The sequence below is a fragment of the Shewanella sp. AC34-MNA-CIBAN-0136 genome, assembly GCF_040309945.1.
Classification (GTDB): Bacteria; Pseudomonadota; Gammaproteobacteria; order Enterobacterales; family Shewanellaceae; genus Shewanella.
Map to the genome: position 1 here is coordinate 1 of NZ_JBEOPJ010000008.1, position 12,540 is coordinate 12,540.

11 protein-coding genes are annotated in these 12,540 nt (G+C 37.0%); 1 reads left to right on the top strand and 10 read right to left on the bottom strand.

What is annotated here, in order from left to right; translation table 11 throughout:
• Positions 1-170: 170 nt before the first annotated feature.
• Entirely contained in the window at positions 171-554 is a 384-nt protein-coding gene (locus AAEY94_RS09500) for a four helix bundle protein (protein WP_350978579.1), read from the top strand.
• Positions 555-795: 241 nt separating this feature from the next.
• Here AAEY94_RS09500 and glmM read toward each other — a convergent pair whose 3' ends face one another.
• The 10 genes from glmM to AAEY94_RS09550 all read right to left on the bottom strand — a co-directional run bounded on the left by glmM (position 796) and on the right by AAEY94_RS09550 (position 12,534).
• A complete protein-coding gene (gene glmM, locus AAEY94_RS09505) occupies positions 796-2,148 on the bottom strand; it encodes a phosphoglucosamine mutase (RefSeq protein ID WP_350978581.1) in 1,353 nt (450 codons plus the stop codon).
• Positions 2,149-2,558: 410 nt separating this feature from the next.
• On the bottom strand, positions 2,559-3,446 hold the full coding sequence (gene galU / locus AAEY94_RS09510; protein WP_350978582.1) for a UTP--glucose-1-phosphate uridylyltransferase GalU: 888 nt from the start codon (positions 3,444-3,446) through the stop codon (positions 2,559-2,561).
• 113 nt (positions 3,447-3,559) lie between these two features.
• Positions 3,560-5,494: a polysaccharide biosynthesis protein gene (locus AAEY94_RS09515; protein ID WP_350978584.1), complete on the bottom strand. Its 1,935-nt coding sequence runs from the start codon at positions 5,492-5,494 to the stop codon at positions 3,560-3,562.
• A 296-nt stretch (positions 5,495-5,790) separates the two neighbouring features.
• A complete protein-coding gene (locus AAEY94_RS09520; protein ID WP_350978585.1) occupies positions 5,791-6,339 on the bottom strand; it encodes a sugar transferase in 549 nt (182 codons plus the stop codon).
• A 9-nt stretch (positions 6,340-6,348) separates the two neighbouring features.
• Positions 6,349-7,302, bottom strand: a complete 954-nt coding sequence (locus AAEY94_RS09525) for a UDP-glucose 4-epimerase family protein (protein WP_350978587.1) — start codon at positions 7,300-7,302, stop codon at positions 6,349-6,351.
• Positions 7,302-8,348, bottom strand: a complete 1,047-nt coding sequence (locus tag AAEY94_RS09530) for a DUF1972 domain-containing protein (protein WP_350978589.1) — start codon at positions 8,346-8,348, stop codon at positions 7,302-7,304. The genes AAEY94_RS09525 and AAEY94_RS09530 overlap by 1 nt, the downstream gene beginning before the upstream one ends.
• A 96-nt stretch (positions 8,349-8,444) precedes the next feature.
• Positions 8,445-9,449 (bottom strand): NAD-dependent epimerase, encoded by a 1,005-nt coding sequence (locus AAEY94_RS09535; RefSeq protein ID WP_350978590.1) that lies wholly within the window; start codon positions 9,447-9,449, stop codon positions 8,445-8,447.
• A 27-nt stretch (positions 9,450-9,476) separates the two neighbouring features.
• Positions 9,477-10,643: a nucleotide sugar dehydrogenase gene (locus AAEY94_RS09540; protein WP_350978592.1), complete on the bottom strand. Its 1,167-nt coding sequence runs from the start codon at positions 10,641-10,643 to the stop codon at positions 9,477-9,479.
• A gap of 27 nt (positions 10,644-10,670) precedes the next feature.
• Complete coding sequence (locus AAEY94_RS09545; RefSeq protein WP_350978594.1) at positions 10,671-11,651, bottom strand: glycosyltransferase family protein; 981 nt, start codon at positions 11,649-11,651, stop codon at positions 10,671-10,673.
• Positions 11,614-12,534, bottom strand: a complete 921-nt coding sequence (locus AAEY94_RS09550; RefSeq protein ID WP_350978596.1) for an O-antigen ligase family protein — start codon at positions 12,532-12,534, stop codon at positions 11,614-11,616. The genes AAEY94_RS09545 and AAEY94_RS09550 overlap by 38 nt, the downstream gene beginning before the upstream one ends.
• Between the last annotated feature and the right edge of the window lie 6 nt (positions 12,535-12,540).

Below are 12,540 nucleotides of genomic sequence, written 5' to 3' on the forward strand. Positions count from 1 at the left end.
GATCGCTGCGCTGCTAGTACGCTACGCGGCTAGATTCTATAAAATCTTAGCAACAGCCTAGATCGCTGCGCTGCTAGGACGCTACGCGGCTAGATTCTATAAAAGCAAATAGCACAGCAAAACTGCCCTAAACTTAGCAGCAAAGCGAAGCTAGAATAAATGGAGAACACATGAGATTTGAACAATTAGATGTATGGAAAAGAGCATCCAGATTATCTTGTGAAATTTATAAATTAACGGAAAAGGTTGATAATTGGGGTTTCAAAGATCAGATAACTCGTTCAGGCTTATCTGTCCCATCAAATATTGCAGAAGGTGAAGAAAGGGATACAACAAAGGAAAAAATAAGGTTTTTATACTATGCAAAAGGTTCATTAGGCGAGTTAGTAACCCAGCTATACATAGGAGTTGAAGCAGGATTTTTAGACAAAAAAACTTCAATAATGCTAGTCAACGAAGCAAAAGAATTAGCAAAAATCATCGGAACAATGATCAAAAATAAACAGTCAAAGATTAAAGATGCTAGAAAGCTGAGAACAGAGCCTAGAGTCTAGCATCTAAGCTCAACAGCGCAGCTGTCCTTAGCAGGACGAAGTCCACCCTAGAAGCGCAGCGCACTAGATTCTAGCATCTAAACTTAACAGCACAGCTGTCCTTAGCAGGACGAAGTCCGCCCTAGAAGCGCAGCGCACTAGATTCTAGCATCTAGCATCTAAGCTCAACAGCGCAGCTGTCCTTAGCAGGACGAAGTCCGCCCTAGAAGCGCAGCGCACTATCCGCATAGCGGCCTAGAACCTAGAAGCTAGTGACTACTTTAGCTATATGCTCTGCTTGCGCCTGTGACATTTCTGGATCTGTTGACTCTACCATTACGCGGATAAGCGGTTCGGTGCCAGATTTACGTAATAATACTCTACCGTTTTCGGCAAGTACTGCTTCAGCTTCGATTACAGCTTGTTTTACTGCTGCAGAAGCTAAGATCTCATCAGCGTTATTAGCGGTTAGCCGAACATTGAGCAGTACTTGAGGTAACTTTTTCATACCCGATACTATCTCAGCTAACGACTGGCCAGACTGTAATACTGCTTGTAATACTAATAATGATGCCACAACAGCATCACCAGTTGATGCATGGTCAAGGTGCAGTATGTGACCAGAACCTTCGCCGCCAATTCGCCATCCAGTGGCTTTTAATTGCTCAACCACATAACGGTCACCCACTTTGGCGCGTTTAAACGGGATATCCATTTCTTTTAACGCTATTTCAAGGCCAAGGTTAGACATTAACGTACCAACAACACCGCCACTCAAAGTACCTTGTTGTTTAGCTGTTTTAGCCAGAATATATAAAATTTGGTCGCCATCGACAACATGGCCATTGTGATCAACAAACATCACCCGGTCAGCATCACCGTCCATCGCAATGCCTAAGTCAGCTTCATGTACCATAACCGCTGTTTGCAAACTGTCTAAATGGGTCGCGCCGCAATGGTCGTTAATATTGGTGCCATTAGGCTTATCATTAATGCTAATCACCTCAGCACCTAACTCACGGTATACATTGGGCGCAATATGATACGCCGCACCGTTAGCACTATCGACGACAATTTTAAGGCCTGCTAAGGTTAAATCTTTAGCAAATACGCCTTTACAGAACTCAATGTAACGACCTGCAGCATCAGTAATCCGGCGGACTTTACCTAATAATTCAGATGAAACACACTCCATCGCATTATGATTTAACGCCAGGTCGAGTAAAACTTCAATTTCAAGCTCTTGCTCGTCATTAAGCTTAGTGCCAGAATTTGAGAAAAATTTAATGCCATTGTCATAAAACGGATTATGTGAAGCACTGATAACAACACCAGCATCAGCTCTAAACGTTGAGGCTAAATATGCCACTGCAGGCGTTGGCATAGGGCCAATTAATGCCACATTTACACCAGCAGCAGATAAACCAGCCTCAATCGCCGACTCCAACATATAACCACTGCTACGCGTATCTTTACCAATCAACACTTCTTGTGTACCGGTTGACGCTAATACTTTGCCCGCAGCCCAACCTAACTTCATAGCAAAATCAGGCGTAATAGGAAACGTCCCCACTTTTCCACGTACACCGTCGGTGCCAAAATACTTACGAGACATAAAAACTCCAAAATTAAAAATTAAGTACCTAGGGCGTGACTTCGTCACTGCTAAGTTCTAGGACGGACTTCGTCCTGCTAGGTTCTAGGAACTCGCAGGCTCGCCAGAGAGCGGACTGCGTCCTGCTAGAGTCGCTCCGCTTCTTAGATTCTAGGCCGCTACGCGGATAGTGTGCTGCGCTTCTAGGGCGGACTTCGTCCTGCTAAGAACAGCTTCGCTGCTAAGATTTTATAGCATCTAGCAGCAAAGCGTCCTCGAAGACCGAAGGTCGTCCTAGCAGCCGCAGGCGCCCTATTCTTAACATCTAGCCGCGTAGCGTCCTAGCAGCGCAGCGCTCTAGGCTTTTAGCTAATTGCAAAAAGCAAAAAACCAACTAGATATAAGTTGGTTTTCAAATTATCAGTAAAAAATTACTGTTCAAGCAGAATTTTTTCAACACTTTTTTTGAAATCTGCGCCTAACTTAGCATCGCGTAGGCCATATTCAACAAAAGCATTCATATAACCCAATTTATCACCACAATCGTGTGACTTACCTGTCATGTTAAATGCTTCAACGGTATCTTGTTCAATCAGCATATCAATAGCGTCAGTTAACTGAATTTCATCACCAGCACCCGCTGGTGTTTTAGCCAATAAAGCCCAAATTTTTTCAGATAACACGTAACGACCAACAACCGCTAGATTAGACGGTGCTTCACCAATAGCAGGCTTTTCAACCATTCTTTTAATCTTAGCTGAATCACCTGGTGCTATCTCAACACCATTACAATCGGCTATACCGTATTTATTAACGTCAGATTCAGGTACTGGTGCAACCATAATCTGGCTAGCAAAAGAGGCCTTATAATGTGCAATCATCGCCGCCAGGTTTTCAGTTTTTTGATTCGCAGTATATTCATCTAAAATAACGTCTGGTAACACTACTGCAAACGGGCTGTTACCAATACAAGGGTAAGCACATAATACCGCATGACCTAAACCTTTAGCTTCGCCTTGACGAACATGCATAATAGTCACGTCTTTAGGGCAAATCGCTTGTACTTCATGTAGTAATTGACGTTTTACTCGCTTTTCAAGCGTTGACTCGAGCTCGTATGATTTATCAAAGTGATTTTCAATCGCATTTTTACTGGCGTGAGTCACTAAGACAATCTCTTTGATGCCTGCTGCAACACACTCATTAACAATATATTGAATTAACGGTTTATCAACTAATGGCAACATCTCTTTGGGAATGGCTTTGGTGGCCGGCAACATGCGAGTACCAAGACCTGCAACAGGAATAACAACTTTCATTTTAAATCCTTATAAAAATGAGCCTAACCTCAGGATAGATTCAAACAAGCCATAAATGAGTGAAAACAAATTAATGGACTAATAAGTCACTTTAATCAAAATAATTAAGATAATTAAGATACAAGATTAATTACTTTTTTAGCAGCATCATAGTTTTTCGCTTTTTGCTGATAAACTAAATCACAAATACCATCAGTGGGCGCAAAGCCTGTAGGCGCTTTGAGCAATATGTCACGAATAGCTTCATGATCAAAATCATGACAAGCCTTATCTAAACGATCTAAAATTACCGAATATTCAGCCCAGGTTAGATACAGTTCATTTGCTGTCATGATTCGCTCATGCTCTGTTCCTGTGACATCATCACCAATAAGCAGTTCTTCATATAACTTTTCGCCTGGACGTAATCCACTAAATTCGATTGCAATATCGCCTTCAGGATTTTTCTCATTACGGACTTCATAACCACTTAGGCGGATCATTTTCTTGGCTAAATCAACAATTTTTACTGACTTGCCCATATCCAAAACAAAAACATCGCCGCCCTTGCCCATAGCACCCGCTTGAATAACTAACTGGGATGCTTCTGGTATGGTCATAAAAAAGCGGGTAATTTCAGGATGAGTAACGGTTACCGGCCCACCATTAACGATTTGAGTTCTGAATAAAGGGACAACAGATCCGGACGATCCGAGTACGTTACCAAAGCGAACCATACAAAAGCGCGTTTTATTTTGCTCTCGAGATAACGCCTGTAGTACTAACTCAGCCATGCGCTTAGTTGTGCCCATTACATTGGTTGGACGCACAGCTTTATCTGTGGAAATAAGAACAAATGTTTCAACTTTTGCCGCTATTGCGGCTCGAGCGGTATAAAGAGTACCAAATACATTGTTGCGAACACCCTCAACCACATTATGCTCAACTAGTGGCACATGCTTATAAGCCGCAGCATGATAAACCGTTTGCACCCCAAACGACTCCATAATAGCTTGTACGCGATTTTCACGTTGAACAGTGCCCATCATAGGGAGAATTCTAACATTCAAACCAAGTTCTTTTGCTATTGCATTTAATTCGCGGTCAATGGCATACAAAGCAAATTCAGATAACTCAAGTAGGATTAACTTTTTAGGTAATTGCTTTAAAATCTGTCGACACAACTCAGACCCGATAGAGCCTCCAGCCCCTGTCACCATAACCACTTTATCTTTTATGTTGGCTGACAATAAATCTTCCTGAGGATTAACAGCGTCACGACCAAGCAGGTCATCAATTTCGACTTCCTTAATGTCAGTGTAAAGCTTGGTTCCATTAACGAGATCAGACATTGCAGGAATAGTTAACACCTGAACAGCTAATGGCTCAAGACGAGCGAGTATTTTTTGACGTTTAGTTCGGCTGGCACTAGGCATAGCCAATAACACTTTAGTCGCAGATTTTTGTTGTATTAACTTTCGAATAATTGAAGGAGAATGAACATGAACCCCTTGAATAACGGTTCCTTGCAATGACGCATCATCATCGACAAATGCAAATGGGTAATATTCATGGCTTTGAACAAGTGATGTTAGTAACTGTCTACCACTTACGCCAGCGCCATAAATGATGACGGGCTCACCAGTACGTTTCATTCCAGAACCGACAATAGAACGAACAATCGTTCTTGAACCACCAATAAACACTAATGAAAAAGCAGCATAAATTAATGGAACTGTGCGAGGAATATTAGCTTCAGCATAAAAAGAGACTAACACTAATGTAATAGTTGAAACAGTAACCCCTATTACTATTGCAACAAGCGCTTGTAACCCCATATAACGTAGCACTGCGCGATAAAGTCCTAATTTGGCAAAAACGACTAAACTAATGGGAAGAACAATTGAAATAACTATCCATAGGGTGAGATTGCTCAACACGCTGATATCATCAAGTCGAACTAATAGTGCCGTCCAAAAAGCAAAAACTAAAAAAAATGAATCAATAAAAAGACTTACCAACCGTTTCTGAGGACGAGGTAAGGAGAAAATACGTTGCAAAAAATCCATTTTGCGCTCCAAATTAATAACATTCATAATAATAAAAAATCTTATCTACATAAAAGCTTGTAAAACTAGTCAAAACATCGAGTTTAACACGAGTGTACATTATTGATAAAAGTTATATGATAGTGAAAAGACAATATCAGCACAATATTCAATAAGACATTGGCTGATATAGGTTTGATAATGACAAAGCAAGAACCAGAGACAATTTACCCTGCAAACAAGATTCATTGTGACAAAAAAATTATCATCGCAGACGTAAAATCAAGGGCTTATCGAGTGTGTACAAATAAATAGATCTATTTTACTGCATCACCGCTACCACTACCTGTGACTGTCATCAAGATGAACTTAAAATAGTTTTTGATATTCAGCGTATCAATCATGTGTTTATCTGTTTCCGCCAAAAGCTTGGGTGTTGACATATCAATATTTTGAACTTGTGCTAACCCCGTTACACCTGGCAGAACATCATACACACCTAATGCATCACGCTCTTTAATCAATTTTTCTTGGTTAAACAAGTTAGGACGAGGGCCAACTAAACTCATTTCACCTTTTACGACATTAATTAATTGCGGCAATTCATCGATTTTGGTTTTGCGTAAAAAGTTACCCAACTTTGTAATCGATGCATTACTCGCTAGGTGGCTAGCCACAGATTTAGTTTCTACAGACATTGTGCGAAACTTAATCAGTTTAAAGGCTTTCTTGTTTTTACCTACACGAGTTTGAACAAAAATTGGTGAGCCAGTATCAAACATGCCAATAACAGTAACGATAAGTAAAACAGGCCAAAGTAAGAGCAAACCAAAGAAAGCTGCTAGAAAATCGATTAGACGGATCATGTAAATACTCTATTTATTTTTATTAAGAAGAAAAGCTTCTGCAGTTTCTTTAAAACCTTGTTCAAGCGTTTGTGGTGGTGTCCAACTTAACGTCTGCTTAGTATGCGTAATATCAACCTGCAGGGAGCCTAATAATCTATCAACGACATCAGTCTTCCCAGTTAACTTGCCAACTAAGAGATAACACCATAAAGGTAAAGGTAGCAGGCGATTTTGTTTCCCTAGCGCATTAGACATTTGTTTTACCATTGAGGCAGTAGATACATCGTTATCATCCGATACCAAAAAAACTTGATTCACTGCTTTTGGGTGATCAATACAGGTAATAATTAAATCAACTAAATTTTGAACTGAAACTAAGCTACGTCTGTTATTCTTAATGCAACCAAATGGTAAAGGTAAGCCTTTAGATACCAAATTCAATAGCGAAGCAAAGTTTGCCTTTACACCAGGCCCATAAACTAATGTAGGCCGAATAATTACGACTTCCAATCCAGTATCGTCTGATAATTGTAATAACTGCTCTTCCGCTTCTGACTTAGATTGTCCATAGAAATCTTCAGGTTTTCGTGAATCACAGGACTTAAACGGTTTGCCTAGCTCAGTTACTTCACCATTGACTTTGATAGTACTTATGAAAATAAAACGTTTAACTCCTGATTCAGCTGCTTGACGGGCCAAATTTAAAGTACCGAGAGTATTTACTTCTCGATAATCATCCAGTGGGTTGTTAGACTCATCATCCATTATATGTACTCGCGCAGCACAATGAATTACTATAGCAATGTTATGTAATGCATCGGAATAATTGGATTGACCATCTATAACACCCGCATAAAAAGGTACACTACCCGCGAATTCTTTATGGGTTCTGTCTAGAACTGAAACATTATTTGAATCTAATTTGTTAATTAGATTAGTCCCCAAGAACCCGCTACCACCTGTAATAAGAATATTTGACATTATTTAAGACCATAAAGAGTTTCATATTGTTTATTTACTACATTCCAAGTATAACGTTTAAGTGCTATAGCCTTTAATTCTAGATTATCGCTCCTGAATTCTTCTTTCAATAAAGTTAACAATTGTTTAGAGTTAATAAAATAAATAGCTTTATCTTCGGTAGTATACCTGTTGAAACAACAATCAAATGCATACACTTGCTTGCCAAAATGCATTATTTCGACTAAAGAAGGATTAGTCCCGCCAACAGAATGCCCATGGATATAACCTACGCATTTATCTCTATATTCAAATAATACATTTAAATCATATATAGGTTCTAACATTTCAATATTAGGAAAAGCGGAAAACTTCGTTTTTAAATTAATACCATATTGACTCGAATTCCAATTACCTACGATTTTATATTTAGAATCAGATTCGGAAAAGGCTTCTAAAATCATCTCTACATTATTTTCAGGCTCAATACGGCAGACAGTAAAAAAGAAATTATCAATATCATTACTTGGTTTAGAAGTAAGAGCATGCTCTCCGCCATATGCTATCACCTCAGAGCCAACCCCATATGACTCAAAAATATAGTCTTTGATACCATCATTATCAGCGACTACAACGTCGGAAAACTTGATTGCTATAGCTTCTGAAAATTTTAAAAATGATTTAGCAAAACCACTCCACTTATCTCTTTTCCATTCTATACCGTCAACATTAACAACAATCTTCGCATTCGAAAACAACTTGAAAACTGGTAGGAAAATACAACCTGAAACGCCTAAAATCAAAACAACTTTAGGTCGAGTAAACCAAGTATGAATTAACGAAAAAATATCATAAAATATACTTGATATACCATTAGCCGATAGTGGTAGATATATCAGCTTTGCCCCATTAAATGTTTTAGGCTTGACTTTATAATTTTTTGATGAACAATAAACACTATAGTTAATGTGTTCGGACTTTGAATTCACCATATTTTCAACTAAAGTTTCCCACCCACCATAACAAGCAGGGAGGCCAACAGTTCCAACAATTGATATTTTTGACATTTAATTTTCTCTAGATTAAACAAGTCCAACTCAAAGATTTTGAGTTGGATTTACTAGCACAGTAAAAACGTGAAATAAGGGTTTATATATTTATTATTAGACTTTATAGAAATCTCGATACCATTTTACAAATTCAGCGACACCCTCATTTATGCCAACACAAGGCTTATATCCGGTTGCCTTAAATAAGTCGGATACTTCTGCATAAGTTTGATAGACGTCACCTGGTTGCATATCTCTAAAATTTTTGTTGGCTTCGATACCCAATTCATTTTCAATGGCTTCAACAAAGCTCATAAGGTTGATCGGTGAGCCATGCCCTATATTATAGACAGAATACGGTGCTGAACTTGTAGCTGGAGAACCCTTTTCTACACTCCATGAGCTGTCACGATTTGGGATTACATCTGCAATACGTATGACACCCTCCACAATATCTGCAATATGGGTAAAATCACGCCACATATCACCATTATTGTTGATATCAATAGTTCCACCTTCTAAAATCTTTTTGGTAAATATGTATGGTGCCATATCTGGACGCCCCCAACTGCCATATACAGTAAAAAAACGTAGGCCTGTTGTTGGAATATCATACAAATGAGAATAGCTGTGGGCCATCAGTTCATTGGATTTTTTAGTCGCTGCGTAAAGAGAAACCGGATGATCAACACTGTCTGATGTCGAAAATGGGGTTTTTGCATTCAATCCATAAACAGAGCTAGAAGATGCATACACAAGATGTTTAACCTGGGTATTACGGCATCCTTCTAAAATGTTTAAATGACCAACTAAATTCGAATCTACATAGGCATGTGGGTTTTCAATCGAATACCTAACACCTGCTTGTGCAGCTAAATGAATGACACGATTGAATTGCTCATCTTCAAATAAATTTTTAACCGCTTCTCTGTCAGCAATATCAAGTTTAATTAACCGAAAGTTATCATGTTCGATTCGCTTCAAACGAGCATATTTTAAATTAACATCATAATAATCATTGATATTGTCAATACCCACAACTTTATGACCAGCTAAAGTTAACTTTTCAACAACTGCACTACCAATAAAACCTGCTGCACCTGTAACTAAATATTTCATAAAAGTCTCAAGATTTAATTTTAAATACTAATCTGAACCAAAAAGATCGCGAGTATACACCTTATCACTCACATCACTGATTTCATCAACCATACGATTTGACACTATCACATCACAAGTTAATTTGAATTCGTCTAAACACTTAATCACTCTCGAATGAAAGAATTCATCTTGTTCGAGCACAGGCTCATATACTACGACTTCTATACCTTTAGCTTTTAATCGCTTCATAATACCTTGTATGCTTGAAGCTCGGAAATTGTCTGAGCCAGACTTCATAATCAAACGATAAATACCGACACATTTCGGATTGCGTTTCAAAATACTATCTGCAATAAAATCTTTACGGGTTACATTTGAATCTACAATAGCACTTATAATACTATTAGGTACATCAGCATAGTTGGCACGTAATTGCTTTGTATCTTTAGGTAAACAGTAACCACCATAGCCGAAAGATGGATTGTTATAATGACTGCCAATTCTCGGGTCTAAACAAACGCCTTCAATTATTTGCCTAGAATTCAATCCATGACTTTCTGCATAAGTGTCTAATTCATTGAAATAAGCTACTCGCAAAGCAAGATAAGTATTAGAAAATAGCTTTACTGCTTCAGCTTCAGTTGAATCAGTATACAATACTTCAATACTATCTTTTAATGCCCCTTCAGTTAAAAGTTTAGCAAATACTTCAGCACGTTCTGAACGTTCACCGACAATAATACGAGATGGGTGAAGATTATCATATAAAGCACGTCCTTCTCGCAAGAATTCTGGTGAGAAAAGTAAATTCTCACAATTCAGCTCTTCTTTAATTCGAGCAGTATAACCAACAGGCACAGTAGATTTGATGACCATTACAGCACTAGGATTAATTGCCATTACGTCTTTAATCACTGATTCTACCGATGATGTATTGAAGTAATTAGTTTCTATATCATAATCGGTTGGTGTAGCTATTATAACAAAATCAGCATTAACATAAGCCAATTTTGCATTTAGCGTAGCTGTAAAGTTGAGCGATTTGTTAATTAAAAAATCTTCAATTTCGATATCCGCAATTGGTGATAATTTTTTATTAAGCATATCAATCTTCGCAGGAATTATATCAACAGCAATGACTTCATTGTTTTGAGCTAATAACATGGCATTTGAAAGACCGACATAACCAGTTCCTGCTACTGCAATTTTCATAGAATATTCCGAATGTTATACATGAAATTAAATATTTTTAACTAAAGATATATAAAGCTTAAATAATTTATCCGCTACTTGCTCTTTTGATATTGATTTTAAAATCAAAGAATCTCGGATTTTATTACGGTCTACCGGCTGAGATATAATTTTATGAACTTCTTCAGAAATAATTTTACTACAATCACTTCTAACTAATGATGTATAAGGCATTTCAAACAAAAGGTCCTCGACACTTCCTGCCGGCCTAGAAACAACTGGCAACCCACTAGATAAAGCTTCTTTTACAGAGTTTGGAGAACCTTCGTAATCAGAACATAATAGATGTAAAGAAGCACTATTAATTTTCAATCTAGCTGCAATACGATCATCTGTTGACATTGTAAGCGGCTTATAATTGAAACTAGGGTATTTGGCTTGCAATTCATCAATAACATTCAAAAAGATGTCGTATCTTTTTTGATGTCTAAACAAATTTTTAGAGCTAACAAAAAGCAAGTAATTAGCTTTAGAGCATAAATCTAGTTTTTTACGCGATTCTTTTTGCTCTAATATATTAAAAAAATCAGTGTCGACACCATTAGGAAGAAATACAAAACGTTCACCCTTTAAAAAATCAGGTACAAACGATTTAAAAATGACTTTTTCAGGTAATTTAACGAAAAAACTACATAGATGGTGTTTAAGCAATTCGGGTATATTTAACTTAACTTCTTTTGTCCAATCATTTAGAAAAGATAAAACTACAGGTTTTTTAGTAGAAAATGACAACTTTAAGGCGATAAAACTAAATAAATGATGACAATGAATGACATCAACATTTTTTACCATTTTTCTTATATTTGATAGAGATCTTAAGTATTCAAGAGTACCATTTTTATGCGCATTAATAAAAAGAACTTCAGAACTGACTTTATCACTTAAACTATGTATTTGTTCATTGATGAAACATCCATACTCAGGATGACCGTCATAAGGAAATGCGTTTGTTATATGTAAGACTCTCAATGGGTTGCTCACTTTTCACTGTAAAGTAAATTAAAATAATAGGCAGGATATACATCCTTTCAAAATAGGACACCATTGCAAAATCCATAGAAAGAAAAAATGCAACCATGAATAATAAAAGTAGTTTCCCGCCCTTAAATAACGGTCTTAATAAATAAAAACAGAAACTATAATAAATAATAAAGCCGACTAGTCCTAATGTGGACAAAATCTCAATATAATTATTATGACTATATAAATCTTCAGAATACAAAGTTTTGAAATTATCTAAACCTATTCCAGTGAAAGGATATTGCTGGAATATATTAAAGCCTTCAACAATGAAAATCATTCTCCACCTGGCACTATTATCACCACCAAACCCCTCTTTTGAAAGGTCATTAACATTTATGTGAGTTAACTCGTATAAGCGTTCAAATGTAGGGTGCAAGGTTGAAAAGTAATCTAAATTATTTACAAAAAGTATAAAAAGGCTAAAACTAAAAACTGTAAGAATAAAAGAATAAGTCGTTACAATTTTCCTATCTGATATATTGAAAATCAACATGCACAATGACACAAAAACAAGAATTAGACCTTTGCGAGAACCAGTTTGAATAATCAAGTATGAACTCAAAATTATGGTGATAATGAAAATTAATTTATTAAGATTTTTTCTGTTTACAATTGACAAAAAAATCACAAAACCACTGAGTAACGAAATATGATTTGGGTTAATGGTTGTGCCACTGAACCTTTCACTAATATATAGACTACCAAACAGTGTTAAAGGCACATTTACAATAACACCAAATAATAATCCATAATAACCAGATTTTACAATAGAATTCTTTTTATCTTGTAAATTGATCGTAAAAAATATTGCTACGACAACCAGTGCCATACGAAA

What these genes read in the sequence shown, in the direction of transcription:
- AAEY94_RS09515 (WP_350978584.1), bottom strand. Translation starts at nt 5,494, where the DNA reads ATGGATTTTTTGCAACGTATTTTCTCCTTACCTCGTCCTCAGAAACGG.
- AAEY94_RS09530 (WP_350978589.1), bottom strand. Translation starts at nt 8,348, where the DNA reads ATGTCAAAAATATCAATTGTTGGAACTGTTGGCCTCCCTGCTTGTTAT.
- AAEY94_RS09535 (WP_350978590.1), bottom strand. Translation starts at nt 9,449, where the DNA reads ATGAAATATTTAGTTACAGGTGCAGCAGGTTTTATTGGTAGTGCAGTT.
- AAEY94_RS09540 (WP_350978592.1), bottom strand. Translation starts at nt 10,643, where the DNA reads ATGAAAATTGCAGTAGCAGGAACTGGTTATGTCGGTCTTTCAAATGCC.
- AAEY94_RS09550 (WP_350978596.1), bottom strand. Translation starts at nt 12,534, where the DNA reads ATGGCACTGGTTGTCGTAGCAATATTTTTTACGATCAATTTACAAGAT.
- AAEY94_RS09500 (WP_350978579.1), top strand. Translation starts at nt 171, where the DNA reads ATGAGATTTGAACAATTAGATGTATGGAAAAGAGCATCCAGATTATCT.
- AAEY94_RS09525 (WP_350978587.1), bottom strand. Translation starts at nt 7,302, where the DNA reads ATGTCAAATATTCTTATTACAGGTGGTAGCGGGTTCTTGGGGACTAAT.
- galU (WP_350978582.1), bottom strand. Translation starts at nt 3,446, where the DNA reads ATGAAAGTTGTTATTCCTGTTGCAGGTCTTGGTACTCGCATGTTGCCG.
- AAEY94_RS09520 (WP_350978585.1), bottom strand. Translation starts at nt 6,339, where the DNA reads ATGATCCGTCTAATCGATTTTCTAGCAGCTTTCTTTGGTTTGCTCTTA.
- glmM (WP_350978581.1), bottom strand. Translation starts at nt 2,148, where the DNA reads ATGTCTCGTAAGTATTTTGGCACCGACGGTGTACGTGGAAAAGTGGGG.